This is a genomic window from Ruegeria sp. AL3, from assembly GCF_056536065.1.
In genome coordinates this window covers 517,679-544,218 of sequence record NZ_JBQFJG010000001.1, presented here as the reverse complement: position 1 = coordinate 544,218, position 26,540 = coordinate 517,679, and the positions used below count along the sequence as shown (strand labels likewise).

Here is a 26,540-nt window from a genome sequence, read left to right as displayed (position 1 = left end):
CCCATCCATGGGCACCTAGACGACCGTGACAACTGTTCCGATCGGGACCCGGTTGTACAAATCGATCACATGCTCGTTCAGCATCCGTATGCAACCGTTGGACACTGCCCGGCCAATGGTCTGCGGCTGCGTCGTGCCGTGGATGCGGAAATAGGTATCGACACCGTTCTGGAACAGGTACAGCGCGCGCGCGCCTAGCGGGTTATCTCCGCCGCCGGGTTGGACATAGTCATTGTCCTTGAATTTGGCGTAAGCGACGGGATCACGTTCGATCATCTCATCCGTCGGGCGCCAGGTCGGCCATTCCTTTTTCACATCGATGGTGGCCGTGCCGGTAAACTCCAACCCCGCTTTGCCGACGCCGCATCCATAGCGGATCGCCTTGCGAGGTTCCGTGACGAAGTAAAGGTAGAACGACCGGGGCGCGACCAGCAGCTGTCCTGGTACGAACTGTTTCTTGATGCGCACGAATTGCGGCGTCGGATCATACTCGTCTGCCTTTTTGGCGCGGGCGATGCCCGGCAACATGCTTGCTGCTGTTCCGGCCAGAAAAATACGGCGTGTAAACATCGAAACCCTCGTCGAATGACCAATGAAACTGAAACCAATTTCATCATCATATGATATTTGGTCAATTCTAGGGCAGTCATCACGTGGACGTGATGTGTCCTGTCTGCCACCCGAGGTTGTGGCGGGAAAGGGGCGAGGGGGATCCCCTCACCCGATATCAAGCTCAGGCCAGCTGGATGCTGTCGGCGCTTTCGCGGCCGTCACGACCGGCGCGCAGCTCGTACGTGACTTTCTGGTTGTCGGCCAGACCGGTCAGGCCCGAACGTTCGACAGCCGAGATGTGTACGAATACATCTTTGCCGCCCTCTTCCGGTGCGATGAAGCCGAAGCCTTTGGTGGTGTTGAACCATTTTACGGTGCCTGCTGGCATATCCGTGTCTCCTGTTTGAGTGCTGCCCACGGAGTTGCGGCAGCCTGGCGTCGTCGGTCTGTATCGATAGACTGACTGCCGATGAAGGAGACAGTAGGTCGAATAGAAAAACGTAAGCTCTTTGCATATGGCATCGGGGCGGGGGTGTGACAAGGGATTTCGTTCGATTTGTGCAAGGGCATGACCGATTTCTGCCGTGCCCACATGCGCGGGGGGGCGAGTATTCTTTTACGGTGCCCACGCCTTGCCCAGTGTCGACGAACGGGTTGAACGGCCGCATTTGGTCATCACAAATGCCGTGCAGAGTGGTGTTCATGTCACCAGATGGTCACGCGACCTTTTCGCAGCAATGCAGGGCGCGATGCGGTTTGCGTCAATCGTGATCGATGTCCCGTCCAGGCGTCGGCGACCAAACCAGCCGCGATCCGGATGAAGATGTCCTTATCTCGCCTGCGTTTGCTTCGGCTGAATACTGGTTTGTGACGCGCGCATTCTCTGTCAACATAACGCCCAACAAAGTCGTCGCGATGGATGGAGATTGTCCCGCGCCACACGCCTGCCGTTGACGCAAGGCATGCGCTTTGATTTCAGAAATGAAAGCGCCGGGCATGCCTGTTACCCATAAAGTGCGCGGGCCTCGGCGAAGGACAAAAGACGACGGTTCTTCTCGTCCCACAGGTGAAGCCGCGCATTGGCGAGGCTTTCCCGGATGGTCATTCGGTTGCTGTTTGCCAGTTCTTCATGATCGCGCAGCACTTCGGTCAGACGGTAGAACGGAATGCGGCTGTAGAGGTGGTGTACATGGTGGATGCCGATATTGGCACTGAACCACTGCAACACCGAGGGCAGGATATAGTGCGAACTTCCGTGCAGCGCCGCTTCATGCAGTTGCCAGTCTGCATCGGCGTCCCAATGCGTGTTCTCGAACTGGTGTTGTACATAAAACAGCCAAACGCCGGCCGTTGCGGCAATCAGAGTCGACGGCAGAAAGATCAGCAACATCGGCATCAGCCCGCCAAAATAGTAGATGGCCACAAGGGCAACCAGAATCGCAAGATTCGTCGCCATCGCGCTGACCCAGAACCTGACGCTGTCTGTCAGGCCCAGCGGAAGGCGGTTTTGAAACAGGAACAGATAGCCAGGGCCAAGCACGAACAAGGTGATCGGGTTTCGGTACACGCGGTACCAGAACCTGTTCAGTGGTGTTTTGGCCCGATATTCCGCCACGGTCAGGGTGTGGATATCGCCCATCCCGCGCTTGTCCAGGTTGCCGGAACTGTTGTGATGCGTGGAATGCGTGCGGCGCCAGACATCATATGGTGTCAGTGTCAGAACCCCGATGCCGCGCCCGATCCAGTCGCTGACGGCGCGGTTTTTGAAGAACGCGCCGTGCCCGCAATCATGCTGGATGGCAAACAAGCGCAACAGAAAGGCAGCATTGAGGACGGAAATCACAAAGGCCAGCCAATAGCTGACTGACAGTGACATCCAGGACAAAGCCCACAGCCCGAAAAAGGGGACAATGCTCACGCCCAGCTCAAAAGAGCTGCGCATTTGGTCCGGTTCGCGATATTTGGCAAGCGTTGTTACCCAGTCACGTGCGGCGGTGGTCTCCGGCTTGTCGCGGAGGGAGAGAGAGGGTTCAGTCATATGCCTGCCAGTCAAGTGTTTGCAGGCCACCGGATAGACGACCCCCCCGACATAGCAAGCGGTTTTTGTAAAGGTCGCCGCATTTCACGGTCACTTTTCGGTCAAAGGCCGGCAGAGGTGCCCTTTGCGTAACACTGGGCTCAAGACCTCATGCCGGCATCCCGCGGCGCAGGACAATCTACAGGCTTGTCAAGTGCGGTCATCGGGCCTATACGCCTGCGGTGGCTTTCCGCCACGAGAATCAAAACCAAGAAATGCCGTGTTTGGCCCATCACGCTTCGGGGTCACATCCGGCTTAGGAGAAGCGATATGAAACTGAACGAACTGCGCGACAATCCTGGCGCCGCACCGAAACGCACCCGCGTTGGCCGTGGTCCCGGTTCCGGCAAAGGTAAAATGGGTGGCCGTGGTATCAAAGGCCAGAAATCCCGTTCGGGTGTGGCCATCAATGGCTACGAAGGCGGCCAGATGCCGCTGTACCAGCGACTGCCCAAGCGCGGCTTCAACAAGCCGAACCGCAAGGAATTCGCCGTTATCAATCTGGGCCTGATCCAGAAATTCGTCGACGCCGGCAAGCTGGACGCTTCGGCTGCGATCACCGAAGACGCTTTGGTTGCGTCCGGTCTGGTGCGCCGCAAGCTGGACGGTATCCGCGTTCTGGCCAAAGGCGAAATCAGCGCCAAGGTGAACCTTGAAGTAACCGGTGCTTCGAAATCTGCCGTCGAGGCAGTTGAGAAAGCGGGCGGTTCACTGAAGGTCACAAAAGCTGCTGCGGCAGAGTAATCGCTTGTGAGCGGGCAAAGACCCGCTTACATAGACCTCAGAGTTTTCCAAGACGCCGTCCGAGCCGGAAAACGGTTCCGGGCGGCGTTTGCATAAGAGAGACCGATTTATGGTATCAGCAGCAGAACAAATGGCAGCCAACACAAGCTGGGCTGCTTTGGGCAAGGCCACCGATCTGCGCAACCGCATCCTGTTCACGCTGGGTTTGCTGATCGTCTATCGTCTGGGCACCTTTATTCCGGTGCCGGGGATTGACGGAGCAGCTTTGCGCGAATTCATGGAGCAGGCGGGGCAGGGCATCGGCGGCATGATTTCGATGTTCACCGGCGGGGCGCTGGGGCGGATGGGTATCTTTGCCCTCGGCATCATGCCTTACATCTCGGCCTCGATCATCGTTCAACTGCTGACATCCATGGTTCCCGCGCTCGAACAGCTCAAGAAAGAGGGCGAGCAGGGGCGCAAGAAGATCAACCAGTACACCCGGTTCGGCACCGTGGCTCTGGCCACCGTTCAGGCCTACGGTCTGGCCGTTTCGCTGGAATCGGGCGATCTGGCGACTGATCCGGGGCTCTATTTCCGCATGTCGACCATGATAACGCTGGTTGGCGGCACCATGTTCCTGATGTGGCTGGGTGAACAGATCACCGCGCGCGGGATCGGCAATGGTATCTCTTTGATCATCTTCGTCGGCATCATCGCCGAGGTTCCGGCTGCTCTGGCGCAGTTCTTTGCAAGCGGCCGCAGCGGAGCGATCAGCCCTGCCGTGATCGTTGGCGTGATCGTCATGGTAATCGCGGTCATCACCTTTGTGGTGTTCATGGAGCGCGCCCTGCGCAAGATCCACATTCAGTATCCGCGTCGTCAGGCCGGTATGAAAATCTACGAAGGCGGCTCAAGCCACCTGCCGGTCAAGGTCAACCCTGCGGGTGTCATTCCGGCGATCTTCGCCAGCTCGCTGCTGCTGCTGCCGGTCACGATCTCGACCTTCTCGTCCGGTGCTGCCAACGGGCCGGTCATGTCGTGGCTGCTGGCCAATTTCGGCCCCGGACAGCCGCTGTATCTGCTGTTCTTCGCGTCGATGATCGTGTTCTTCGCCTATTTCTACACGTTCAACGTGTCGTTCAAGCCGGACGATGTGGCGGACAACCTGAAAAAGCAGAACGGGTTCGTGCCCGGTATCCGCCCCGGCAAGAAAACCGCCGAGTATCTGGAATACGTGGTCAATCGCGTGCTGGTTCTGGGTTCGGCCTATCTGGCCGCCGTGTGTCTGCTGCCTGAAATCCTGCGGGGCCAATTTGCCATCCCGTTCTATTTCGGTGGCACCTCGGTTCTGATTATCGTCTCTGTGACCATGGACACGATCCAGCAGGTTCAGAGCCATCTTCTGGCGCATCAATACGAAGGGCTTATCGAAAAGTCCCAGCTGCGCGGCAAAGGCAAGAAACGCGGCAGGAAGGGACCCTCTCGTCGATGAATATCATTCTGTTGGGCCCCCCGGGGGCCGGGAAAGGAACGCAGGCGCGTCATCTGGTGGAAACACGCGGGATGGTGCAGCTCAGCACCGGAGATATGCTGCGCGAGGCCAAGACCAGCGGAACCGAAATGGGCCAGAAGGTTGCTGCGATCATGGACGCGGGCAAGCTGGTCACCGATGAGATCGTGATCGGCCTGATTGAAGAGAAACTGACCACCGAAAAAGGCGCCGGTTTCATCTTTGACGGTTTCCCTCGCACTTTGGCACAGGCCGACGCGCTGTCGGCTCTGCTGACCAAGCTGGGCCAGTCCCTGCATACCGTGATCGAGATGCGCGTGGATGACGATGCTCTGGTGGAACGGATTACCGCACGGTCAACCTGTGGCGGATGCGGTGAGGTCTATAACGACAAGACCAAGCCGATCCCGGCTGACGGCAAGTGCACCAACTGCGGCAAGGAAAATGACTTCGTTCGTCGCGCCGACGATAACGAAGACAGTCTGCGCACGCGGTTGATGGAGTACTACAAGAAGACCTCTCCGCTGATCGGCTATTACTACGCCAAGGGCGATCTGCGCCCCGTGAACGGGCTGGCGGACATCAAGGAAGTCACGGCGTCGATCGAGGCCATTCTCGGCTGATTTCAATATGGGCTTGACGGCACCGCCAAAAGCCAATATCGACCCCCATCCCTAAAGGGAATCAAGACCGCGTGCGGGATTCGTCCCAACCGCCCCGACCACCTCGAATAATGCTGAACCCTCTGGCCACACTGCCACGGTAAAGCGTTGTGAAAAAAGGTTCTGGAGTTACGGAACCGCAACGAAAAGGAAAGTGACACGTGGCACGTATTGCCGGCGTAAACATCCCGACTGCAAAGCGGGTACCTATCGCCCTCACATATATCACCGGTATCGGAAACACTTCGGCCAAAGCGATCTGCGAAGCCGTGGGCATTGAAGCGCACCGTCGCGTCAACGAACTGTCCGACGCCGAAGTTCTGGCCATCCGCGAGCACATCGATGCAAATTTCACCGTTGAAGGTGACCTGCGTCGCGAAGTTCAGATGAACGTCAAACGTCTGATGGACCTGGGCTGCTATCGCGGTCTGCGTCACCGCCGCAACCTGCCGGTTCGCGGTCAGCGTACCCACACCAACGCTCGTACCCGCAAAGGCCCCGCAAAGGCCATCGCTGGTAAGAAGAAATAAGGGAGGGTCTGACCGATGGCACGTGACAAGACTCGCGTTAAGCGCAAAGAGCGCAAGAACATCGCATCGGGCGTTGCCCATGTGAATTCGACCTTCAACAACACCAAGATCCTGATCTCGGACGTACAGGGCAACGCCATCTCGTGGTCGTCTGCCGGTACCATGGGCTTCAAGGGATCGCGGAAATCGACCCCCTACGCCGCTCAGATGGCTGCCGAAGACGCAGGCAAGAAGGCGCAGGAACATGGCGTTAAGACGCTGGAAGTCGAAGTTCAGGGCCCCGGTTCGGGCCGTGAATCGGCACTGCGCGCGCTGGCTGCAGTGGGCTTCAACATCACGTCGATCCGCGACGTGACACCGATTGCTCACAACGGCTGCCGTCCGCCGAAGCGTCGTCGCGTCTAAGCGATTTTGAATTGAGCTGGGGCTGTGTTTCTGCACGGCCCCAGCACGTCATTTTGAACCTCGGGCGTCTGCACCTTGTTGGTCATGGGGCGCGGACAGGAATGGAGGGATTACATGATCCACAAGAATTGGGCAGAATTGATCAAGCCGACCCAGCTGGAAGCCAAGCCGGGCAATGATCCTGCACGTCAGGCCACCCTGGTTGCCGAACCGCTGGAGCGTGGCTTTGGTCTGACCCTGGGCAACGCTCTGCGCCGCGTCCTGATGAGCTCGCTGCAAGGCGCGGCCATCACTAGCGTCCAGATCGACAACGTTTTGCACGAGTTCTCGAGCGTCGCAGGCGTTCGCGAAGACGTCACCGACATCATCCTGAACCTCAAGCAGGTTGCCCTGCGCATGGAAGTCGAAGGCCCCAAGCGCCTGTCGATCAATGCCAAAGGCCCCGCAGTCGTCACCGCGGGTGACATCAGCGAAAGCGCCGGTATCGAGGTTCTGAACCGCGACCACGTCATCTGCCACCTCGACGATGGCGCTGACCTGTTCATGGAACTGACCGTCAACACCGGCAAGGGCTATGTCTCGGCCGAGAAGAACAAGCCCGAAGACGCGCCTATCGGCCTGATCCCGATCGATGCGATCTATTCGCCGGTCAAAAAGGTCGCTTATGACGTTCAGCCGACCCGTGAAGGTCAGGTTCTGGACTATGACAAACTGACCCTGAAGATCGAAACCGATGGTTCGATCACGCCGGAAGACGCACTGGCCTTTGCCGCTCGTATCCTTCAGGATCAGCTGTCGATCTTCGTCAACTTCGACGAGCCGGAATCGGCAAGCCGTCAGGACGAGGACGATGGTCTGGAGTTCAACCCGCTGCTGCTGAAGAAGGTGGACGAGCTGGAACTGTCGGTCCGTTCGGCAAACTGCCTGAAGAACGACAACATCGTCTATATCGGCGATCTGATCCAGAAGACCGAAGCCGAGATGCTGCGCACTCCGAACTTCGGTCGCAAGTCGCTGAACGAGATCAAGGAAGTTCTTTCCGGCATGGGCCTGCACCTGGGCATGGATGTCGAGGACTGGCCGCCCGACAACATCGAAGATCTGGCGAAGAAATTCGAAGACGCGTTCTAAGCGCGTCTTCCCCAATGCCCGGCCCGAAGTGGGAATATCCGGGGACAATATGGGCATTTCCGCCCCAAGGAGAGCCGGTGACACGCATCGCCGGCCAGACAAAGCAAAACGCGAAAGAAGGAACTAGAAAATGCGTCACGCACGTGGTTACCGCCGCCTGAACCGTACTCATGAGCACCGCAAGGCGCTGTTTGCGAACATGGCTGGCTCGCTCATCGAGCATGAGCAAATCAAAACGACTCTGCCCAAGGCAAAAGAACTGCGCCCGATCGTTGAAAAACTGATCACTCTGGGCAAGCGCGGCGACCTGCACGCCCGCCGTCAGGCCGCAGCACAGCTGAAGGAAGACAAAGACGTCGCCAAGCTGTTCGAAGTTCTGGGGCCCCGCTACGCCGAGCGTCAGGGCGGTTATGTCCGCATCCTGAAGGCTGGCTTCCGCTATGGCGACATGGCCCCGATGGCGATCATCGAATTCGTTGATCGTGACGTCGATGCTAAGGGCGCGGCCGACAAAGCCCGCGTTGCCGCCGAAGAGGCAGCAGACGAAGAATAAGATCTGATCCAGGGTCACGGTCGAACCTCCGTTCGGGAAACCGGACGGAGGTTCTTTCGTTATGGCATGCCGGCATGTTGCGGGGCATACCCGACCGCCGACTTGCAATTCGGATTTTGTGTCAGCATATCTGGGCCAATCGCAAAAAACGGAGCCACCATGATCCGCGTAATGCTGACCCTTGTTGCCTTGACCTGCGCGACGCAAGGAATGGCCGAAACGAAAGTTCCGCAGTCACAGGCCGAGATTTCGTTGGGATTTGCCCCGGTCGTGAAACAGGCATCACCGGCGGTTGTGAACATCTATGCCAAGATCGTCCGGCAGGGCCGGGCAAGCCCGTTTTTCTCGGACCCGTTCTTTCAGGATTTCTTTGGCCGGGGATTTGGCGAACCACGTCAGCGGGTTCAAAACTCGTTGGGTTCCGGGGTTATCCTGTCGGACGATGGGTATGTTGTTTCCAACTATCATGTGGTTGGCTCTGCGACCGAGATCCGGGTTGTCACCACGGATCGGCGCGAGTTTTCGGCCGAGGTTGTGCTGGGCCATGAGGAAAGCGATATTGCGATCCTGCGCTTGAAGGAGGCCGAAGATCTGCCCTACCTGACCCTTCGAGATTCCGACCAGGTCGAAGTCGGAGAGCTGGCGCTGGCCATCGGAAACCCGTTCGGGGTGGGGCAGACGGTATCTTCCGGCATCATCTCGGGGCTGGCGCGCACGGGCACGGCAACCGGGAATGGCCGCGGATATTTCATCCAGACGGATGCGGCAATCAACCCGGGCAACTCCGGTGGGGCGCTGATCGATGTGAATGGCCAGCTTATCGGGATCAATACCTCGATTCTGACCCGATCGGGTGGGTCAAACGGAATAGGCTTTGCCATCCCCGCCAATCTGGTGGCGCAATTCCTCAAGCAGGCGCAGCAGGGAAACGAAACCTTCGTCAGCCCGTGGGCAGGAATGTCGGGTCAACATATGAGTGCGGATATCGCGGAATCCCTTGGTCTGGCCATCCCGTTGGGCGTTGTGGTCTCTGATCTGCATGAGCTCAGCCCTTTGCGCGACGCAGGGTTCAGAGTTGGAGACGTGGTAACCCATGTGGACGGGGATGAGGTCAATTCACCCGCCGAGATGAAGTTTCGGATGTCGGTCGCCGGAGTGGGCGGAACCTCGGTTCTGACCCGTCTGCGCGGCGACCAAAGTGACCAGGTTGAGGTGGCGCTTATCAAAGCCCCCGATGTTCCGGCCGCCGAAGAAACGACGTTGAACGACAGAACCGTTCTTCCGGGGTTGGTGGTGTCCCGGGTCAATCCCGCGGTGATCACTAGGATGGGATTGCCGCTGTCGCTGACCGGTGTCGTCGTGGTGGATCCCGGCCCGTATGGCGGAAGGGCGGGATTGCGAACCGGTGATATTCTTGAAAGCATCAATGCCGATGAGATCCAGCGCCCTCGGGACGTTGAGACTGCGCTGACCGATCCGGGCCGTTACGTGCAGATAGGTCTGGTGCGCGGGGGGCGGTCCGTCTCTTTGCGGTTCCGGCTGTGACCTGTGAGTGATCTGTTCGATACCGGGGCGGCAGAACCCGCCGCTTCTCCTCACCGGCCACTGGCTGACCGGTTGCGGCCTCGATCCCTGGCCGAGGTGATCGGGCAGGAGCAGGTGCTGGGCCCCGAGGCCCCTCTGGGTGTCATGCTGGCGGCAGGCAGTTTGTCCAGCCTGATCTTCTGGGGCCCACCCGGAGTTGGAAAGACCACGATTGCACGGCTGTTGGCACAGGAAACCGATCTGCATTTCGTTCAGATCAGTGCGATCTTTACCGGTGTGCCGGATCTGAAGAAAGTCTTCGAGGCCGCGAAAATACGCCGCCAGAACGGGCAGGGCACCTTGTTGTTCGTGGACGAGATTCACCGCTTCAACAAGGCTCAGCAAGATGGGTTTCTGCCCCATATGGAAGACGGGACAATCCTGTTGGTCGGCGCAACCACCGAGAACCCGTCATTCGAACTGAATGCCGCTGTGCTCAGCCGGTCGCAGGTGCTGGTGCTGGAACGGCTGAGCCTTGCCGATCTGGAGCGTCTGACCCAGCGGGCCGAGAAAGAGCTGGGCCACGCGTTGCCATTGACGCCTGCCGCCCGCGATGCGTTGCAAGAGATGGCCGATGGCGACGGTCGGGCTTTGCTGAACCTGATCGAACAGGTTTCGGCGTGGAAGGTGGATGCGCCGTTGGGCCCCGATGCGCTGTCTACGCGTTTGATGCGGCGGGCTGCAAAATACGACAAGTCTGGTGATGAGCATTACAACCTGATCTCGGCCCTGCACAAATCGGTGCGCGGATCTGATCCCGATGCGGCCTTGTATTGGTTCGCGCGCATGCTGACCGGGGGCGAAGACCCGCGGTATCTTGCGCGCAGGATCACACGCATGGCGGTCGAGGACATAGGCCTGGCCGATCCGCAGGCGCAGGCCATTTGTTTGCAATCGTGGGAAACCTACGAACGTCTGGGTTCACCCGAGGGCGAGTTGGCGCTTGCTCAGGCGCTGGTCTATCTTGCCCTGGCGCCAAAATCCAACGGCGCCTATGTCGGCTACAAGGCGGCAATGCGGCTGGCCAAGCAATCCGGCAGCGAGCCACCGCCCAAGCATATCCTGAACGCGCCGACCTCTTTGATGAAGGAACAGGGTTACGGCGCGGGCTATGCCTATGACCACGATGCCGAGGACGGGTTTTCCGGTCAGAACTACTTCCCCGAGACGATGAAACGCCCGGTTTTGTATCAGCCGGTCGAGCGCGGTTTCGAGCGTGAGCTAAAGAAACGCCTCGATTATTTTGCCAAGCTGCGGACACAGCGGAACAGCTAGTTACGCGGGGTCAATCGTAAAGGTTCCGCGGCGCCACAGGCAACTGGATTGAAATTGGGCGCTTCCCCTGGGTCAACGCTTGCAGCGGAGGACTTGATATGCCGGTCGATCATCGAAACGCGTGGAATGCCGGTTTGTGACGCGCTTAAGGTTGAATGGGCCAACGGGTTGGATGCCATTCGCCGCGCAGGAACCGCTGGTGCGACCCGTTTCCGGGACGGAGCAGGGCGGCACGGCGACTTCTCGAACATCTGAGATCCAGAGCCAGATACCTTGACTCTTGCCGCGTTGCGCGCGACAGACGCCCATGATTTCTGGGACACGGATAAACACGCAATCCGGGCGGATCACCCGCGCGGAACAAGGGGTAATGGCATGAGTGGCGTGCAGATGATTACAGTCGCTGAAGGGGATGGGGACCAACGCGTGGATCGCTGGCTGCGCCGCCTGTTTCCGCATGTCAGCCAGGGGCGCATTGAAAAGATGTGCCGCAAGGGAGAATTGCGTGTTGACGGTAGCCGCGCCAAGGCCTCGACCCGGCTGGAGGCCGGGCAGGTTGTTCGCGTGCCGCCTTTGCCGGACGCTGATCACAAGCCGGCTGAGGCCAAGCATCACATCTCGGATGCGGATGCCAAGATGATCCAATCCTGCGTGATCTACCGTGACGATCACGTTCTGGCGCTGAACAAGCCGCATGGTCTACCGGTGCAGGGCGGCAGCGGGCAGACAAGGCATGTTGACAGCCTGTCCGAAGCGCTGCGGTTCGACTATGACGAGAACCCTCGGCTGGTCCATCGGTTGGACAAGGACACGTCAGGTGTTCTGCTGCTGGCCCGCACCCGCGAAGCCGCCAAGGGTTTGACGGCCGCTTTCCGCCACCGCGATACGCGCAAGATCTACTGGGCGCTGGTTGCCGGGGTGCCGACACCGTATCTGGGTGAGATCAAGACCGGCCTTGTCAAGGCGCCCGGTCATGGCAAGCACGGTGAGGGTGAAAAGATGATCCCCGTGCATATGAACGAAATTGACAGCACTCCGGGCGCGAAACGCGCGCATACGCATTACGCAACCCTTTATCGAGTTGCCGGCCGCGCTGCTTGGGTCGCGATGGAGCCGATCACCGGACGTACGCACCAGTTGCGGGCGCATATGGCCGCAATCGGACATCCGATTATCGGCGACGGAAAATACGGCGGTTCGGGTCAGGAAAACCTTGGCGACGGATGGGGTGCGCAACTGGGTGGGATCATCAGCAAAAAGCTGCATCTGCACGCACGGCGGCTGTCCTTCCTGCATCCGGTGACGCGGAAACCAGTGACCGTGACGGCGCCCTTGCCGGAGCATATGAAGCACAGCTGGGACACGTTCGGATGGAGCGAGGATCTGGCGGCTGATGACCCGTTTGAGGCGCTGCAATGAGCGCACCCTTGCGGCTGGTCCTGTTCGACGTCGACGGTACTCTGGTCGACAGTCAGGGCAGTATCGTTCATTCCATGACCGCCAGCTTTCAGGCCGCCTCCGTGCCGGTTCCGACGCGAAAGGCGATCCTGTCCATTGTTGGCTTGTCGCTGCCGCACGCCATCGCACGGTTGGCGCCGGAACAGCCCCTCTCGGTCCAGAACGATCTGGTCGACGGGTATAAAGAGGCCTATCACGCCCATCGTCTTGAATTGGGCGCGGCAAGTTCGCCGCTGTACCCCGGTGCGTGCGAGGCGATTGAAGCGTTGCATGCCGTGCCCGAAGTGCTTATTGGCGTGGCAACCGGCAAGTCGCAGCGCGGGTTGGACGCATTGATCGAAGCCCATGGGCTGGAACCGTATTTCGTGACCCGGCAGGTCGCGGATCACCACCCGTCAAAGCCGCATCCGTCCATGGTGCAGACCGCATTGGCGGAAACCGGGGTCGATCCGGGTTGTGCAGTGATGATCGGCGACACTAGCTTTGACATGGATATGGCCGCGGCTGCCGGTGTTCGCGGCATCGGCGTCACTTGGGGCTATCATGACCGATCGGCTTTGACCGCAGCTTCTTGCATTGTCGAAACCTTTGACCAGTTGCCCAATGCTCTGGCTGAGATGTGGGATTGAAAGATGAGTGACTGGAAACCGAAACGCTTCTGGAAGGACAGCACCGTTGTCGCGGTTGATGGCGGGTTCACCGTCGAACTGGATGGCCGCAGGGTCAAAACACCCGCCAAGGCAGACCTGATCCTGCCAACCCGCCCCATGGCCGAAGCGGTGGCAGGGGAATGGGATGCGCAGGAAAAAGAGGTTGATCCTGCCGTGATGCCGTTCACCCGTTCTGCCAATGCAGCGATTGACAAAGTCCGCATCCAGCACGGGGAAGTGGCCGACATGCTGGCCGATTACGGCGATTCCGATTTATTGTGTTATCGCGCAACCCACCCGCAGGAGTTGCAGGATCGTCAGAGCGCCGAATGGGACCCCGCCCTGGATTGGGCCGAGACCGCGCTGTCTGCCCGTCTGGTTCCGGTTGCGGGCGTCCTGCATCAACCGCAGTCAGAATCCGCCCTGGCGACATTGCGTTCTCGGGTGCTCGGGCTGGATGCGTTCCAACTGGCCGCTTTTCACGATCTTGTCAGCTTGTCGGGGTCATTGATTCTTGGCTTTGCGGCCGCCATGAATTGGCGCAAACCGGACGAGATATGGCGCATTTCAAGATTGGATGAAACCTGGCAGATCGAACAATGGGGCCATGACGAAGAAGCCCATCAGGTTGCCGAGGCCAAGAAAGCGGCCTTTATGCATGCCAAACGCTTCTTTGACATATCGGTTTGATCCTAAATTCCGGTTTTTTGAGCAAATCTGTAAACAGCTTGGGGCCTGATCCATCGTTTTCGATGATCCGGCCCTTGACGTTTGTTTATGAATACGCCCAAACTCAGTGCCACTAAAGGGGAGACACCTTTGGGGTAACCTATCCGGCATCCACTTGCCGGGCAGAGCCGTCTCGGACGGGGCGGAAAATCAGGAAGAGGTAAAAATGAAAAAATCCGTAATCTTGGGCGCGGCAACGATTGCCGGTCTTGCTGCTGGCGCAGCCATGGCAGGGACCGTTGACGACGTTAAAGCACGCGGCAAGCTGAATTGTGGTGTGACCACCGGTCTGGTTGGTTTTGCTGCGCCCGACGCCAATGGCGAATGGCAGGGCTTTGACGTATCGCTGTGCCGCGCCGTTGCTGCTGCTGTTCTGGGCGACGCCAACGCCGTTGAATTCGTTCCGACCACTGGTAAGACACGTTTTACCGCTCTGGCCTCGGGCGAGATCGACATGCTGGCAAGAAACACCACCTGGACCTTCAGCCGCGACGTCGACCTGAAGTTCGAATTCACCGGTGTGAACTACTATGACGGTCAGGGCTTCATGGTTCCCAAGGCGCTGGGCGTCAGCTCGGCCAAGGAACTGGACGGCGCCCGTGTCTGCATCCAGACCGGTACCACCACCGAGCTGAACCTGGCCGATTTCTTCCGTGCCAACAACATCAGCTACGAGCCGGTTCCGATCGAAACCAACGCCGAAGCGCAGCAGCAGTACCTGGCCGGTGCATGTGACGTTTACACCACTGATGCTTCGGGCCTGGCCGCAACCCGCGCCACCTTCGAAGCGCCGGACGAGCACATCCTGCTGCCCGAGATCATCTCGAAAGAGCCGCTGGGCCCGCTGGTCCGTCATGGCGATCACGAGTGGGGCGACGTTGTCCGCTGGACGCTGAACGCACTGATTTCGGCTGAAGAGCTGGGCGTGACCTCGGCAAATATCGACGAACTGAGCGCCGGCACCGACAACCCGGAAATCAACCGCCTGCTGGGTACAGAAGGCACTCTGGGTGAAATGCTGGGTCTGGACGCTGACTGGGCGGCCAAAGCGATCAAAGCTGGCGGCAACTATGGTGAAGTGTTTGCCAAGAACATCGGTGAGGAAACTCCGATCGGTCTGGCGCGGGGCCTGAACGCACAGTGGACCGAAGGCGGCCTGCTGTACTCGCCGCCGTTCCGTTAAGGCATCAATGGAAGAGGGCGCGGGGCAACCTGCGCCCTTTTCTACAATAAATTGCTGCGGGCAGATGCAGAGCGGGGAAAACCTCGCCGAAATGAAACAGCTCGCAAGCCACGGGGATCCCAAGATATGTCGACTATGACTGACCCACCGAAAGCTGATTTTCGGTTGTCTATGCTCATAAACGATACCCGCTATCGCTCTCTTACATTTCAGGTGATTGCGGCCATCGTCATTGCGCTTTCCATCTGGTATCTGGGCAACAACCTGATCCAGAACCTCAGGGCCGCAGGGCTCAATATTTCCTATGCTTTCCTCGGCGATTCAGCCGGGTACGACATCAACCAGCGTCTTGTTGAATATGACAGTCAGTCATCGCATGCACGCGCGGCACTAGTCGGTTTGCTGAACACACTGCTTGTGGCCTTTCTGGCCTGTATCACCGCAACTGTTTTCGGTGTGATCGCGGGTGTTCTGAGACTGTCGAACAACTGGCTCGTGTCGAAGCTGATGGCCGTGTATGTCGAGATCTTCCGGAACATCCCGGTTCTGATCTGGATCATCATCATCTTCACGATCATGACGGCCGTGCTGCCGGCGCCAAGCGCGTTCCGGGGGGAAAACCCGACGTCTTCAATGCTGTTTGGGTCCTTTGCCTTTACCAATCGGGGCATCTATTTTCCGCGTCCCGAATTCGCCAATGGCCTGTTTGCATCGACAGCCCTGAACTGGTTGCTGGTCATCGCCGTCCTGATCGGATCGTGGTTCGTCAGTGGCGAAGTTGAAAAACGCGCAACCAAGAAGCAGGAAGAAACCGGCGAGCGCCCCGCAACACTGTTGCCGAAACTGGCAATCTGGCTGGTGCCTTTTGTGCTGTTGATGATCATCATGGGCCTGACCTGGGATGTCCCCGAACTGAAGCGCTTTAACTTCAGCGGTGGAATGAATGCCGGCGGCCCCCTGATTGCGCTGTGGTTTGCCCTGTCGATCTATACCGGTGCCTTTATCGCGGAAAACGTGCGTGCGGGTATTCAGGCGATCAGCAAAGGTCAGACCGAGGCTGCCGCCGCGCTGGGCCTGCGTCAGGGACGGATCATGAAACTGGTCATCCTGCCCCAGGCATTGCGGGTCATCATCCCGCCGCTGATCTCGCAGTATCTGAATATCACCAAGAACTCGTCTCTCGCGATTGCCGTTGGCTATGCGGATATCACCGCAACACTGGGTGGTATTACTCTGAACCAGACCGGCCGGGCGATTGAATGCGTTCTTCTGCTGATGTTGTTCTACCTCACGGCCTCGCTGCTGATTTCGACGGGGATGAACATCTACAACGCTTCCGTCAAGCTGAAGGAGCGCTGAGCCATGAGTGATCAAGCAACAAACCCGATCGCCTTCGTGGCCGAAGGCACCATCCCGCCCTCACCGCCGCCGGCAAATGAGACCGGCGTCATCAAATGGCTGCGCGAGAATCTGTTTTCAGGGGTCGTCAACTCGATCCTGACAGTTCTGTCGCTGATCCTGATCTACATTCTTCTCAAGAATACCTTGCCATGGATTCTGAACGGAGTGTGGAATGCCAACTCGCTCGCGGAATGCCGCGAGATTCTGGGGGACAAGACCGGAGCCTGTTTCGCGGTTCTGACGGAACGCTGGCCGCAGCTGATCTATGGGTTCAAGTACCCCGTCGATGCCTATTGGCGGCCGAACCTGGCCTTTGTGCTGATGCTGGTGGCGATTGCGCCGGTGCTGTTCTTTGACTTGCCTCGCAAGATGCTGTTGTTCACTGCGGTCTATCCCTTCCTGGCTTTCTGGCTGATCTGGGGTGGCACGATCCTCGTGCCTCTGGTTGCGCTTGTTGGCTGCATAGCCGCCGGTGGTGTCTTCCAGAAGCTGGGCAACAACAACTTTGCCGCCGGGTTCTTCGGAGCGATTGTGACGGCACTGGTCATCTGGAACGTCGGAGGGGCCCTGATCCCGGAAGGCGCATCAGAAAACGCGTGGCTGACGGCCGTTCCCAGCCGTGATTTGGGCGGTTTCATGCTGAACATGATGCTGGGCGTGACCTGTGTGTCGCTGTCGGTACCACTTGGGATCGCACTGGCCTTGGGGCGACAGTCGAACATGCCGCTGATCAAGTGGGTCTGCGTCATCTTCATCGAGTTCATCCGCGGCGTGCCTCTGATCACGCTGCTGTTCGTGGCTTCGGTGATGCTGGCCTATTTCTTCCCGCCTGACAGCACGGTCGACCTGTTCCTGCGCGTTGTGATCATGATCACCATGTTCTCGTCCGCCTATATCGCCGAGGTGATCCGCGGCGGTCTGGCAGCGCTTCCGCGCGGGCAGTACGAGGCCGCAGACAGTCTTGGGTTGGATTATCCGCAGGCGATGCGGCTTATCATCCTGCCGCAGGCGCTGAAGATCTCGATCCCCGGGATCGTGAACGTGGCCGTTGGCCTGTTCAAGGATACGACACTGGTCTCGGTAATTTCGATGTTCGATCTGGTGGGCATGATCCGGGGACCCATCCTGGCGTCGACCGAATGGAACGGCGTCTACTGGGAGCTTCTGGGCTTTGCCGCGCTTCTGTTCTTCGTCGTCTGTTACGGCATCTCTCAATATTCTCAGTGGCTCGAGCGTCGCCTTGCCACAGATCATCGTTAAGGAGTTCAACACATGTCTGAACTTGCAATCGACCGCGAAATCGACCGCTCCAAGATGCAGGTGAGCGACGAGGTCGCCATCGAAATCAACAACATGAACAAGTGGTACGGGTCCTTCCACGTGCTGCGCGACATCAATCTGACCGTCAATCAGGGCGAGCGGATCGTGATCGCGGGCCCGTCAGGGTCGGGCAAATCCACCCTGATCCGCTGCCTGAACGCACTGGAAGAACACCAGCAAGGCAAGATCGTGGTGGACGGGATCGAGCTGTCGAATGACCTGAAGAACATCGACAAGATCCGGTCCGAGGTTGGAATGGTGTTCCAGCACTTCAACCTGTTCCCGCATCTGACCATTCTGGAAAACTGTACGCTGGCCCCGATCTGGGTGCGCAAGACGCCCAAGAAAGAGGCTGAAGAGAGGGCGATGCATTTCCTGGAAAAGGTCAAAATCCCTGAACAGGCCGACAAGTATCCCGGTCAGCTTTCAGGTGGTCAGCAGCAGCGTGTCGCGATTGCCCGCTCACTGTGCATGATGCCACGGATCATGTTGTTCGATGAACCGACATCGGCGCTGGACCCCGAGATGATCAAAGAGGTGCTCGACACCATGATCGAACTGGCCGAAGAAGGTATGACCATGCTGTGCGTGACGCACGAGATGGGCTTTGCCCGTCAGGTCGCCAACCGCGTGATCTTCATGGATGCCGGTCAGATCGTGGAACAGAACGAACCCGAAGAGTTTTTCAACAACCCGCAAAGCGAGCGGACCAAACTGTTCCTGAGCCAGATTCTGGGTCACTGACCTGCACAAAGGCTGAATGAATGAAGGCGGGGTATTGCCCCGCCTTTTTCTATTCGATCAACTCACGCGGGATGGTGAACCCCAGCACTGTCCCGGTTTGCCATCGGACCTCGGCCCAGCTGTTTATTTCGAACGACATGACGGTTGTTGCACAGGTTGGATAGTCGAAAAAGCGTGTATGATTTGGCGGTTGCCGCACCAGACGGTTGGCAAAATCGGCGATCCCGGGATTGTGGCCCATCATCAAAACAGCCGGTTCCGTAGCACCTGAAAGTTCCCGCAGCATGACCTTTGAATCAGCGTGGTAGAGCGCGCTGTGAAAGCTGACTTTATCGGCCTGCAAACCCATGCGATCCCATGTCTCGCGGGTGCGGGTTGATGTAGAGCTTAGGATTTCATCCGGCAACCAGCCGTGGTGACGCAACCAAGCAGCGATGGCCGGGGCTGACTTTCGTCCACGTTTGTTCAGCGGGCGGTCATGATCGCCAAGACCCGGGCTATCCCAGCTGGATTTCGCATGACGTGTCAGGATCAGAATTCGGGTCATGACGGATGAAAGGCTTTCATGTGATGGGCCGATTGTTCCGGGTCGCGTCCTGCGCCCGCGCTCAGAGGGCAGGCAAGGCGGGCCAGACACCCGCCCGCCATACAGGTCTGACCTTCAGCAGTGCCCAGATGGTCGTGGCATGCAGCGACGTCATAGAACTCCTGCGCGTTCAGCGCACTGACCGGACAGGTCGTCGTGCAAGGCGCGGCGCAGGTTTCGCAAGGCGACACGCCGGAAGGTGTTGGGATGGCGAACTCTTTGGCAAAATGCAGTGCGCCCCGATAGGAAATCATCATCCCAACGGTATCATGCACCAATGCCCCGACCGGGCTGCTGAACGTTCGCCCAGACTTGAGTGCCCAGTCAATGAATGGCGTGTACGGAGGGCCGCCGAACGGGAAATACGCCTGTGCGCCGAGCCTTTCGGCCATCTGACCGACGACCCTTTTCGACCATCGGTCAACGGGGTCGGCCTGGTGCCATTCCGGTGAGGCTTTCAGTACGGGCCAGAATCCCGGCCCGGCCCCCAACAGGATCAGCGTGCCGGTTTCGAGGTCTTTGGCTGCAACGTGGCGAGGATGCAGTGCGCCCATGACCAACAAACCAGTATCAAGGGCGGCGTTTTCAACCTGTTCATAGGGCGTCGCGTCAGGATTAGAGGAAGCCTGTGCAAGATGTGTCATGTCTCCTCCTCCTCTCTTGCGGGGTCAGTCCGGGCGTATCAGCGACCCGGCCCCATGTTCGGTGAACAGCTCCAGCAGCACGGCATTGGGTGCGCGCCCATCAAGTATGACGACAGCCCGAACGCCGCTGTGCAGGGCGTCCAGTGCGGTTTCCGTCTTGGGTATCATACCGCCTGCAATGGTGCCTTCGCGGGTCATTTCCCTTATCTGACCGGCCTTGAGTTCGGTCACGACATCGCCCGCCGCGTTCTTGACACCGGAAACATCCGTCAGCAGCAACAGACGGTCTGCCTTGAGCGAAGAAGCGATTGCTCCGGCTGCCGTGTCGCCATTGACGTTGAATGTTTCACCGTCGCGGCCTGCACCAAGCGGGGCGATGACCGGGATTACGTCATGTGAAAACAGATCATGCAGGATCTTCGGATTCATCTCGGCAGGAGTGCCGACAAAGCCCAGCGACGCATCCGTCTGATCGCAGACCATCAGGCCTGCGTCCTTGCCAGACAGGCCCACGGCCGACCCGCCCTGATCATTGATCGCCTGTACGATGCGCTTGTTCACGAGCCCGGACAGAACCATTTCGACCACTTCAACCGTGGCCTTGTCGGTCACTCGCTTGCCGTTCACGAATTCGGATTGAATGTCCAACTTGCCCAGCATTGCATTGATCATCGGACCACCGCCGTGGACGACCACCGGGTTCACACCCACCTGGCGCATCAGAACCACGTCCCGGGCAAAGCTCTCCATCGCCTCATCGCTGCCCATGGCGTGTCCGCCAAGTTTGATGACGACGATGGCTCCGTCATAGCGCTGCAGATAGGGCAGGGCGCTGTTGAGTGTGGCTGCGGTGGCGATCCAGTCCCGGTTCATATCTCGTGTCTTCATTGCTAAAGTCCTTCTGGAAAACCGTGTTAGGACCTTTGCCCCACGCTGCCAAGGGCGAAGCTATTCCAGATGCGCAATGATGGACCGCAGGGTCGCGATGCCATCACCCTTTTCGGAAGACGTAAGCACAATCCCCGGAAAAGCTGCGGGATGTTTGGACAACGCAGCCCGGGTTTGTTCCAACACCTTCTCGCGTTCGTTGGCTTTGACCTTGTCTGCCTTGGTCAGTACGCATTGAAACGTCACGGCGCTGGTGTCCAGCAACTTCATGATTTCGTCATCGACCGGTTTTACCCCGTGGCGCGAGTCTATCAGGACAAAGGCACGGCGCAACGTCTGGCGCCCGCTGAGATATTGTTTCAGCAGCTTCTGCCACTTCTCGACCACTTTCACCGGGGCGTTTGCATAGCCATAGCCCGGCAGGTCCACGAGATAGAGTTCCGGGCCTTGGGTGAAAAAGTTGATCTCTTGCGTGCGGCCGGGTGTGTTGGATGCGCGGGCCAGACCCTTCGTGCCGGTCAAGGCATTGATCAGGCTGGACTTGCCCACGTTCGAACGCCCCGCAAAACAGACTTCCAACCGGTCCGGGGCAGGCAGACCGTTCATGGCGACAACGCCTTTGACGAACTCGGACGGGCCTGCAAATAGTTTGCGGCCTCGTTCCAGGGCGAATTCATCCGGGTCTTCGGCCAGGGGGAAGGGAAGCGTGGTCATAGCACCTGCACCTCATCGTTGACGCGGATTTCGCCGCCCTGAAGGACCTCGGCGTAAACGCCGAAATCCTGATGATCCCAGCTGTTCAGGGCGCGCAGCGTGTCTGCGTCCCTCTCACCGGTTTCGGGATTGGCAGTGGTGGCCATACACCGCGTGATCCGTTCGCGTACCCGAAGCACGGCCTCGCCTATGCGCACGTCACGGCCCAGCCAGTCAAACTCATCCCACAACGGCAGACCTTCGAACCAGATATTGCCGCGCCACCGAACAATGGACAGAGTCTGGCCCAGCTTCTGTTCGACTGCGCGATGCGATGCCATGTTGCACAGGCTGATCGACGGAAAGTCGCTGTCCGTCATACCGCGCCCGGGAACCCGAACGATCCGGGCTGATGCAGCGCGATCCGCAGGCATAAGCGGCTTTACCCAGTCCAGAAAGACTTCCTGTTCCGTATCAGGTTCAAAAGTCAATTCCGGTCGCTGCGGGTGGCGCAGTGTAACCCTTTCGCCCTGCAATTCGGCCGAAATGGCCATCAACTGAGGCGCTTTTGAACCGCGGCTGAAATTGAAACAGGGGGCCCATTCAGAACCATCGGTTTTGGCGGCCTCATGAGCGACCGCCCAAACGCGATCCCCGGGCATGGTCTGCCCGGGGATGAGTGTGACTTGGCTCAGGGCTTCACGCCCGTGGCTTTTGATCGGGTGGCGCCAAAGGCCTGAAACCGTTCCGCTCATTTGTTGTCCGTATTTGGCGTCCGCTTGAAACCGGACTTGATGTTTCCGAACACGTCCGGCTTGTAGCCCTGGCTGCGCATGATCAGATATTGCTGTGTGAACGTGATCGTGTTGTTCGCGATCCAGTATACGACCAGGCCACTGGCGAAACCACCCAGCATGAACATGAAGACCCAAGGCATCCAGGCAAAGATCATTGCCTGCGTCGGATCGGTTGGTGCCGGGTTCAGTTTCTGCTGCAACCACATCGAAATACCCAGCAGCAGCGGCAGAATGCCGATGAAGATCAACGCCATCAGGCTGTCAGGCTGCGGGCCGGCCCAAGGCAGCAAGCCAAAGAGATTCATGATCGAAGTCGGATCCGGCGCGCTCAGGTCCTGGAACGGGCCGAACCAAGGGGCCTGACGCAGTTCGATCGTCACGAAAATAACCTTGTACAGCGAGAAGAAGATTGGAATCTGCAACAGAATTGGCAAGCAGCCTGCGGCAGGGTTCACCTTTTCCTTTTTGTACAGCTCCATCATGCCCTGCTGCATCTTCTGACGGTCGTCGCCGGCGGCTTCTTTCAGGGCTTCCATCTGCGGCTGCAATTCCTTCATCTTCGCCATCGAGACGTAGGATTTGAAGGCCAGCGGGAACAGGATGGCCTTGATGATCAGCGTCAGTCCGATGATCGACCAGCCCATGTTTCCGATCAGGGCATTGATGTTGTGCAGCAGCCAGAAGATCGGCTTGGTCAGGAAGTAGAACCACCCCCAGTCGATGCTGTCGATGAACTTCTGAACACCTTCCGCCTGATACTCTCGGATGGTTTCCCATTCCTTGGCGCCGGCGAAAAGCCTGGTTGTGACCTCTTCCGTGGCGCCGGGCGCGACTGTAAGGGTCGGCAGAACCGTTTCCGTCTGGTAAATCTTGCGACGTGAATCGTATTTGGCAGCGGCCTTGAACGCTGAACCCTCGGCCGGGATCAGGGTGGTCATCCAGTAGTGATCCGTGAACCCGACCCAGCCGCCTTCTTTGACCTGATAGACCTCGGCCTGCGCGCGTTCATTGGGGTCGATATCGAAATCGCGCACATCGCCATAGTCGATCTCATCCAGAACGCCGTCAGCCATGACCATGACGCCTTCGTGCAGAATGAAGAAGTTCTTCAGGCCGGGCAGGTCACCGTCTTCGCCCATGCCGTGGCGTGCCAGAATGCCGTAGGGGGCCATGCCGACCTCGGCGTCCGTGGTGTTCTCGACCGACTGGGTGACCGAGAACATGTAGTTTTCATCCACGGCAATGGTGCGGCGGAAGGTGAGGCCGTTTCCATTGTCCCAGGCCAGCGTGATCGGAGTGTCAACACCCAGAGTTTCGCCCTGCTCAAGCGTCCAAAGAGTGTTCGGGCCGGGGACGTCCGTGACCGACAGGCCCGCGCCGGGGGCCCAGCCGTAAAGGGCATAATAGGCCGAGTCACTTCCAACCGGGGACAGAAGTTCGACGATCGGAGAATCCTCGTCCAGTGAAACCTTGTAATCCTTCAGCGACAGCTCATCAATTCGGCCACCGGCAAGCGACAGGCTACCCGTCAGGCGGGGCGTGTCGATGCTGACGCGGGGCGCCTCGGTTTCGGCTTCGGCTTCGGCTTCGGTGGCGGTTGCAGTTGCTTCGCCGACCGTACCGGTGTCGGCGGCGCTGGGCGTCTGAACCTCATTCCCTTCGATGCTGGCGATTTCAGCCTGTTCCGTGGTTGGTGTGGGTTCCGGAGGAGGGAACAGCACGAACCAGACCAGGATCACGAGAAAGCTGAGCGCGGTTGCGAGGATGAGATTCTTGTTCTGATCGTCCATCTGGGACAGCCACCTTGAGCAGTGAAAGACACCCGCAGGGTTCAACAGAGTGCAGGCCCAAAGGTCAAGCGGAATCGCTCGTCATTTCGTCATGGATTGGTCTTCTGTGGTGCAGTTTCCGGTTCTTCAGCCCGTTTGCCGCCCGATTTTGGGCATTCCGTCGATCTTGTTGCGATGAGACGTGATCCAGCCCTCGGTTTTTTCGAAAGGCATGGGCTTGCCGATGCCAAACCCCTGAACATGGTCACATCCCAATTGCGCCATCAAGGCGTGTTCCCCGGGCGTCTCGACCCCTTCAGCAAGCGTTTCCAGATTCAGCCGTTCTGCCATGGTCAGAATTGCGCTGGCCAACTGCTGCTGGCTTGGGTCCTGGTCCGCCTTTGTCACGAAAGAGCGGTCGATTTTGATCCGGGACACGTTGAACCGCTTGATTGACGCGATCGAGGCATGCCCGGTGCCGAAATCGTCCAGATCGATACAGCACCCCATTGCGGCCAAGCCCGTGACATTGCGGGTGATTACGTCATCCGGCCCTCTGGAAAACACGGTCTCCAATACTTCGACCGCCAATCTGTCCGGCGTCAGGTCGAATTGATCCAATTCCCATTTCAGGCGGTCGATCAGTCCCGGGTCGCGCAATTCGTCCGACGAGAAGTTGATGCCGATGCGTGGTACGGTCAGACCGGCGCGATCCCATTCGCGCATTGCGCAAAAGGCGTGATGCCGCATCGCCTGTCCCAGTTTGCCCATCAACTCTGCCTGTTCGGCAAAGGGCAGAAAGATATTGGGGCCCAGCACTCCCTTTGCCGGGTGTTCCCAGCGGGCCAGAGCCTCGAACCCGGACACACGCCCGGTATCCGTCGAGATCTGCGGTTGAAACCATGGTCTAATTTCACCGCTTTCCAGCGCCGCATCAAATTCCTTGCGCAGATTGGTTCTGACCTGAGCTCGGCGACGTGTTTCGGACGAAAAGGCACGAATCGTTGACGGCCCGTTTTGCTGTGCTTCTTGCAGCGCGTTGTTAGCAGCGTTGCACCAGTCTTTCGCGGTGCCGTCGGGGACATTGCTGCTGAGGCAGAAACCGATGGAGCAGGACATGTAAACTCCGGTTCCGTTCAGCATGATGGGGTCTTCGACCGCGGATTGTATTCGTCCCGACATCTGAATGCAGGTTTCCAGATCAAGCTGTTGCGTCGGGTGCAGAACAACCATCATCTTGTTTCCATCGATCCGGGTTGCGGTGTCACTGGAGCGGATCATGGACATGATGCGCAAACAGAATTGCTGCGCCACATGGTTCGCTGCTGCTTGGCCATGCAGATCGAGCATTTGCATATAGTCGTCCAGGATCACAGCGAAACAGGCCGACGTTTCACCTTTGCGGCGACTATCCCAGAGCACCTCAGCCAGAACGGTTTCGAACTGGTCATTCGGCAGCAGGCCACCCTGTTGCCGTTTCCTGTCTGCCGGGTTGGGGGCCATTGCCCCTATGCCGGCAATCATCAGGGGCAAGCCCAGGGCCACCGCGACCAAAGCGCGTTCACCGCCAAGCCAGAACGCCCCCAGGCTTGTTGCCGGAACAAAGGCCAGAAAGGCTGGGCCGTATGCCACGTTTCCAAAAGCTTCAATAATACGGTCGACGAAAGGATGATTCCGCATCGGGTCCTGACCTTGGGCATGAATGGTATGCCGAGCCTAGGAAACCAGTCTGAGTCAGTCGTTAACGCAGAAGCGGTATTTCTTCCAAATTTTCCGATTTTTCGTCAGAGTTTATGGAAAGATTAACAAAATCAAAGAGTTTCGCATCCAACAGGTGCGACGGGCGCGCGTTTGTTAACGCGCGGAACATAACCTGACGCCGACCTGGACTGTTCTTTTCCCACTGGTCGAGAATCTGTTTGACCTGCTGCCGTTGCAACCCGTCCTGACTGCCGCACAAATCGCAGGGGATGATCGGATACTGCATGGCCTTGGCAAATTTCTCGCAGTCGGCTTCGGCGACGTGGGCAAGCGGGCGAAAGACAAAAAGATCTCCCTCTTCGTTCACCAGTTTCGGTGGCATGGTGGCCAGACGGCCTCCGTGGAAGAGGTTCATGAAAAACGTTTCGAGAATATCGTCGCGGTGGTGTCCCAGCACGACGGCGGAACAGCCTTCTTCCCGGGCAATGCGATACAGGTTGCCGCGGCGCAGTCGCGAGCACAGGGCGCAATATGTTCGGCCCTGCGGGACCTTGTCCATCACAACAGAGTATGTGTCCTGATACTCGATCCTGTGTGGCACGCCCATGCGGTCCAGAAACTCTGGCAGGACCGTTGCCGGAAATCCGGGTTGTCCCTGATCCAGATTGCAAGCCAGAAGATCGACAGGCAGCAATCCGCGCCATTTGAGTTCGTAGAGGACGGCCAGCAGCGTATAACTGTCCTTGCCGCCCGACAGGCAGACAAGCCAACGCGGCGGTGTGCCGTCCTTGTCATGGGCGGACGGGTCAACCATCCCGTATCGTTCGATCGCTTCGCGGGTCTGGCGCACGATGCGTTTGCGCAGTTTCTTGAACTCGGTGGTCGAGGGCGCGCCGGCAAAGAGCGGGTGGATATCGTCTGCATCATCAAACATGCGCAGCCCCTACAGCAGATGGCGCAACCGGGCAAGTG

28 protein-coding genes are annotated in these 26,540 nt (G+C 58.5%); 17 read left to right on the top strand and 11 right to left on the bottom strand.

Annotated features, from left to right (window positions below):
- Nucleotides 1–15: 15 nt before the first annotated feature.
- The 3 genes from ACR3E6_RS02730 to ACR3E6_RS02720 all read right to left on the bottom strand — a co-directional run bounded on the left by ACR3E6_RS02730 (nucleotide 16) and on the right by ACR3E6_RS02720 (nucleotide 2,590).
- Nucleotides 16–570, bottom strand: a complete 555-nt coding sequence (locus ACR3E6_RS02730) for a L,D-transpeptidase (RefSeq protein ID WP_480485704.1) — start codon at nucleotides 568–570, stop codon at nucleotides 16–18.
- A gap of 163 nt (nucleotides 571–733) precedes the next feature.
- Complete coding sequence (locus ACR3E6_RS02725) at nucleotides 734–940, bottom strand: cold-shock protein (protein ID WP_152456904.1); 207 nt, start codon at nucleotides 938–940, stop codon at nucleotides 734–736.
- A 615-nt stretch (nucleotides 941–1,555) separates the two neighbouring features.
- Nucleotides 1,556–2,590 carry a fatty acid desaturase gene (locus ACR3E6_RS02720; protein WP_171634793.1) on the bottom strand — a complete coding sequence of 345 codons (1,035 nt, stop codon included), beginning with the start codon at nucleotides 2,588–2,590 and terminating at the stop codon, nucleotides 1,556–1,558.
- A 309-nt stretch (nucleotides 2,591–2,899) separates the two neighbouring features.
- On the opposite strand from ACR3E6_RS02720, the gene rplO reads away from it, so the two are divergent.
- The 17 genes from rplO (at nucleotide 2,900) to ACR3E6_RS02635 (ending at nucleotide 18,490) form a co-directional block, all read left to right on the top strand.
- A complete protein-coding gene (rplO, locus tag ACR3E6_RS02715) occupies nucleotides 2,900–3,373 on the top strand; it encodes a 50S ribosomal protein L15 (protein WP_171634791.1) in 474 nt (157 codons plus the stop codon).
- Nucleotides 3,374–3,482: 109 nt separating this feature from the next.
- Nucleotides 3,483–4,847, top strand: a complete 1,365-nt coding sequence (gene secY, locus ACR3E6_RS02710; protein ID WP_171634788.1) for a preprotein translocase subunit SecY — start codon at nucleotides 3,483–3,485, stop codon at nucleotides 4,845–4,847.
- A complete protein-coding gene (locus ACR3E6_RS02705; RefSeq protein ID WP_152456908.1) occupies nucleotides 4,844–5,488 on the top strand; it encodes an adenylate kinase in 645 nt (214 codons plus the stop codon). The genes secY and ACR3E6_RS02705 overlap by 4 nt, the downstream gene beginning before the upstream one ends.
- A gap of 200 nt (nucleotides 5,489–5,688) precedes the next feature.
- Nucleotides 5,689–6,057: a 30S ribosomal protein S13 gene (gene rpsM / locus ACR3E6_RS02700; protein WP_008757392.1), complete on the top strand. Its 369-nt coding sequence runs from the start codon at nucleotides 5,689–5,691 to the stop codon at nucleotides 6,055–6,057.
- Between the two features lie 15 nt (nucleotides 6,058–6,072).
- On the top strand, nucleotides 6,073–6,462 hold the full coding sequence (gene rpsK / locus ACR3E6_RS02695; protein WP_008757289.1) for a 30S ribosomal protein S11: 390 nt from the start codon (nucleotides 6,073–6,075) through the stop codon (nucleotides 6,460–6,462).
- A gap of 114 nt (nucleotides 6,463–6,576) precedes the next feature.
- A complete protein-coding gene (locus ACR3E6_RS02690; RefSeq protein ID WP_117870179.1) occupies nucleotides 6,577–7,593 on the top strand; it encodes a DNA-directed RNA polymerase subunit alpha in 1,017 nt (338 codons plus the stop codon).
- 130 nt (nucleotides 7,594–7,723) lie between these two features.
- Nucleotides 7,724–8,146, top strand: coding sequence for a 50S ribosomal protein L17 (gene rplQ / locus ACR3E6_RS02685; RefSeq protein WP_170687292.1), 423 nt, complete (start codon nucleotides 7,724–7,726; stop codon nucleotides 8,144–8,146).
- A 159-nt stretch (nucleotides 8,147–8,305) separates the two neighbouring features.
- Nucleotides 8,306–9,691 carry a trypsin-like peptidase domain-containing protein gene (locus ACR3E6_RS02680; protein WP_171634785.1) on the top strand — a complete coding sequence of 462 codons (1,386 nt, stop codon included), beginning with the start codon at nucleotides 8,306–8,308 and terminating at the stop codon, nucleotides 9,689–9,691.
- A 3-nt stretch (nucleotides 9,692–9,694) separates the two neighbouring features.
- Nucleotides 9,695–11,005, top strand: a complete 1,311-nt coding sequence (locus ACR3E6_RS02675; protein WP_171724229.1) for a replication-associated recombination protein A — start codon at nucleotides 9,695–9,697, stop codon at nucleotides 11,003–11,005.
- A gap of 54 nt (nucleotides 11,006–11,059) precedes the next feature.
- Nucleotides 11,060–11,260, top strand: coding sequence for a hypothetical protein (locus tag ACR3E6_RS02670; RefSeq protein WP_480485700.1), 201 nt, complete (start codon nucleotides 11,060–11,062; stop codon nucleotides 11,258–11,260).
- Between the two features lie 120 nt (nucleotides 11,261–11,380).
- The gene (locus ACR3E6_RS02665) at nucleotides 11,381–12,424 is read left to right on the top strand and encodes an RluA family pseudouridine synthase (protein WP_171634779.1); all 1,044 of its coding nucleotides are present in this window, start codon (nucleotides 11,381–11,383) and stop codon (nucleotides 12,422–12,424) included.
- Nucleotides 12,421–13,092: an HAD-IA family hydrolase gene (locus tag ACR3E6_RS02660; RefSeq protein WP_480485698.1), complete on the top strand. Its 672-nt coding sequence runs from the start codon at nucleotides 12,421–12,423 to the stop codon at nucleotides 13,090–13,092. The genes ACR3E6_RS02665 and ACR3E6_RS02660 overlap by 4 nt, the downstream gene beginning before the upstream one ends.
- Before the next feature lie 3 nt (nucleotides 13,093–13,095).
- Nucleotides 13,096–13,803, top strand: coding sequence for an ATP12 family chaperone protein (locus tag ACR3E6_RS02655; RefSeq protein ID WP_480485696.1), 708 nt, complete (start codon nucleotides 13,096–13,098; stop codon nucleotides 13,801–13,803).
- 205 nt (nucleotides 13,804–14,008) lie between these two features.
- A complete protein-coding gene (locus ACR3E6_RS02650; protein ID WP_171724225.1) occupies nucleotides 14,009–15,025 on the top strand; it encodes an amino acid ABC transporter substrate-binding protein in 1,017 nt (338 codons plus the stop codon).
- Nucleotides 15,026–15,151: 126 nt separating this feature from the next.
- Nucleotides 15,152–16,384, top strand: coding sequence for an amino acid ABC transporter permease (locus ACR3E6_RS02645; RefSeq protein ID WP_171205994.1), 1,233 nt, complete (start codon nucleotides 15,152–15,154; stop codon nucleotides 16,382–16,384).
- A 3-nt stretch (nucleotides 16,385–16,387) separates the two neighbouring features.
- Nucleotides 16,388–17,686 (top strand): amino acid ABC transporter permease, encoded by a 1,299-nt coding sequence (locus ACR3E6_RS02640; protein WP_171119635.1) that lies wholly within the window; start codon nucleotides 16,388–16,390, stop codon nucleotides 17,684–17,686.
- Between the two features lie 12 nt (nucleotides 17,687–17,698).
- Nucleotides 17,699–18,490 carry an amino acid ABC transporter ATP-binding protein gene (locus tag ACR3E6_RS02635; RefSeq protein WP_171724223.1) on the top strand — a complete coding sequence of 264 codons (792 nt, stop codon included), beginning with the start codon at nucleotides 17,699–17,701 and terminating at the stop codon, nucleotides 18,488–18,490.
- Nucleotides 18,491–18,539: 49 nt separating this feature from the next.
- Here the strand turns inward: ACR3E6_RS02635 and ACR3E6_RS02630 are convergent, their stop codons facing one another.
- The 8 genes from ACR3E6_RS02630 to ttcA all read right to left on the bottom strand — a co-directional run bounded on the left by ACR3E6_RS02630 (nucleotide 18,540) and on the right by ttcA (nucleotide 26,502).
- Entirely contained in the window at nucleotides 18,540–19,037 is a 498-nt protein-coding gene (locus ACR3E6_RS02630) for a SixA phosphatase family protein (RefSeq protein ID WP_480485694.1), read from the bottom strand.
- A complete protein-coding gene (locus ACR3E6_RS02625) occupies nucleotides 19,034–19,720 on the bottom strand; it encodes a ferredoxin (RefSeq protein ID WP_480485692.1) in 687 nt (228 codons plus the stop codon). The genes ACR3E6_RS02630 and ACR3E6_RS02625 overlap by 4 nt, the downstream gene beginning before the upstream one ends.
- Before the next feature lie 24 nt (nucleotides 19,721–19,744).
- Nucleotides 19,745–20,608 carry an acetylglutamate kinase gene (argB, locus tag ACR3E6_RS02620; RefSeq protein ID WP_171119631.1) on the bottom strand — a complete coding sequence of 288 codons (864 nt, stop codon included), beginning with the start codon at nucleotides 20,606–20,608 and terminating at the stop codon, nucleotides 19,745–19,747.
- Between the two features lie 60 nt (nucleotides 20,609–20,668).
- Nucleotides 20,669–21,322: a ribosome biogenesis GTP-binding protein YihA/YsxC gene (yihA, locus tag ACR3E6_RS02615; RefSeq protein WP_480485690.1), complete on the bottom strand. Its 654-nt coding sequence runs from the start codon at nucleotides 21,320–21,322 to the stop codon at nucleotides 20,669–20,671.
- Nucleotides 21,319–22,056 (bottom strand): MOSC domain-containing protein, encoded by a 738-nt coding sequence (locus tag ACR3E6_RS02610; RefSeq protein ID WP_480485688.1) that lies wholly within the window; start codon nucleotides 22,054–22,056, stop codon nucleotides 21,319–21,321. The genes yihA and ACR3E6_RS02610 overlap by 4 nt, the downstream gene beginning before the upstream one ends.
- Complete coding sequence (gene yidC / locus ACR3E6_RS02605; protein ID WP_480485686.1) at nucleotides 22,053–23,888, bottom strand: membrane protein insertase YidC; 1,836 nt, start codon at nucleotides 23,886–23,888, stop codon at nucleotides 22,053–22,055. The genes ACR3E6_RS02610 and yidC overlap by 4 nt, the downstream gene beginning before the upstream one ends.
- A 126-nt stretch (nucleotides 23,889–24,014) precedes the next feature.
- A complete protein-coding gene (locus ACR3E6_RS02600; protein ID WP_480485684.1) occupies nucleotides 24,015–25,547 on the bottom strand; it encodes a putative bifunctional diguanylate cyclase/phosphodiesterase in 1,533 nt (510 codons plus the stop codon).
- Nucleotides 25,548–25,608: 61 nt separating this feature from the next.
- Nucleotides 25,609–26,502 (bottom strand): tRNA 2-thiocytidine(32) synthetase TtcA, encoded by an 894-nt coding sequence (gene ttcA / locus ACR3E6_RS02595; RefSeq protein WP_480485682.1) that lies wholly within the window; start codon nucleotides 26,500–26,502, stop codon nucleotides 25,609–25,611.
- Between the last annotated feature and the right edge of the window lie 38 nt (nucleotides 26,503–26,540).

Bases quoted from the DNA above. Each gene is read 5' to 3' on its own strand.
- ACR3E6_RS02730 (WP_480485704.1), bottom strand. From the start codon at position 570: ATGTTTACACGCCGTATTTTTCTGGCCGGAACAGCAGCAAGCATGTTG.
- ACR3E6_RS02725 (WP_152456904.1), bottom strand. From the start codon at position 940: ATGCCAGCAGGCACCGTAAAATGGTTCAACACCACCAAAGGCTTCGGC.
- ACR3E6_RS02720 (WP_171634793.1), bottom strand. From the start codon at position 2,590: ATGACTGAACCCTCTCTCTCCCTCCGCGACAAGCCGGAGACCACCGCC.
- rplO (WP_171634791.1), top strand. From the start codon at position 2,900: ATGAAACTGAACGAACTGCGCGACAATCCTGGCGCCGCACCGAAACGC.
- secY (WP_171634788.1), top strand. From the start codon at position 3,483: ATGGTATCAGCAGCAGAACAAATGGCAGCCAACACAAGCTGGGCTGCT.
- ACR3E6_RS02705 (WP_152456908.1), top strand. From the start codon at position 4,844: ATGAATATCATTCTGTTGGGCCCCCCGGGGGCCGGGAAAGGAACGCAG.
- rpsK (WP_008757289.1), top strand. From the start codon at position 6,073: ATGGCACGTGACAAGACTCGCGTTAAGCGCAAAGAGCGCAAGAACATC.
- ACR3E6_RS02690 (WP_117870179.1), top strand. From the start codon at position 6,577: ATGATCCACAAGAATTGGGCAGAATTGATCAAGCCGACCCAGCTGGAA.
- rplQ (WP_170687292.1), top strand. From the start codon at position 7,724: ATGCGTCACGCACGTGGTTACCGCCGCCTGAACCGTACTCATGAGCAC.
- ACR3E6_RS02680 (WP_171634785.1), top strand. From the start codon at position 8,306: ATGATCCGCGTAATGCTGACCCTTGTTGCCTTGACCTGCGCGACGCAA.
- ACR3E6_RS02665 (WP_171634779.1), top strand. From the start codon at position 11,381: ATGAGTGGCGTGCAGATGATTACAGTCGCTGAAGGGGATGGGGACCAA.
- ACR3E6_RS02660 (WP_480485698.1), top strand. From the start codon at position 12,421: ATGAGCGCACCCTTGCGGCTGGTCCTGTTCGACGTCGACGGTACTCTG.
- ACR3E6_RS02655 (WP_480485696.1), top strand. From the start codon at position 13,096: ATGAGTGACTGGAAACCGAAACGCTTCTGGAAGGACAGCACCGTTGTC.
- ACR3E6_RS02650 (WP_171724225.1), top strand. From the start codon at position 14,009: ATGAAAAAATCCGTAATCTTGGGCGCGGCAACGATTGCCGGTCTTGCT.
- ACR3E6_RS02645 (WP_171205994.1), top strand. From the start codon at position 15,152: ATGTCGACTATGACTGACCCACCGAAAGCTGATTTTCGGTTGTCTATG.
- ACR3E6_RS02640 (WP_171119635.1), top strand. From the start codon at position 16,388: ATGAGTGATCAAGCAACAAACCCGATCGCCTTCGTGGCCGAAGGCACC.
- ACR3E6_RS02635 (WP_171724223.1), top strand. From the start codon at position 17,699: ATGTCTGAACTTGCAATCGACCGCGAAATCGACCGCTCCAAGATGCAG.
- ACR3E6_RS02630 (WP_480485694.1), bottom strand. From the start codon at position 19,037: ATGACCCGAATTCTGATCCTGACACGTCATGCGAAATCCAGCTGGGAT.
- ACR3E6_RS02625 (WP_480485692.1), bottom strand. From the start codon at position 19,720: ATGACACATCTTGCACAGGCTTCCTCTAATCCTGACGCGACGCCCTAT.
- argB (WP_171119631.1), bottom strand. From the start codon at position 20,608: ATGAAGACACGAGATATGAACCGGGACTGGATCGCCACCGCAGCCACA.
- yihA (WP_480485690.1), bottom strand. From the start codon at position 21,322: ATGACCACGCTTCCCTTCCCCCTGGCCGAAGACCCGGATGAATTCGCC.
- ACR3E6_RS02610 (WP_480485688.1), bottom strand. From the start codon at position 22,056: ATGAGCGGAACGGTTTCAGGCCTTTGGCGCCACCCGATCAAAAGCCAC.
- yidC (WP_480485686.1), bottom strand. From the start codon at position 23,888: ATGGACGATCAGAACAAGAATCTCATCCTCGCAACCGCGCTCAGCTTT.
- ACR3E6_RS02600 (WP_480485684.1), bottom strand. From the start codon at position 25,547: ATGCGGAATCATCCTTTCGTCGACCGTATTATTGAAGCTTTTGGAAAC.
- ttcA (WP_480485682.1), bottom strand. From the start codon at position 26,502: ATGTTTGATGATGCAGACGATATCCACCCGCTCTTTGCCGGCGCGCCC.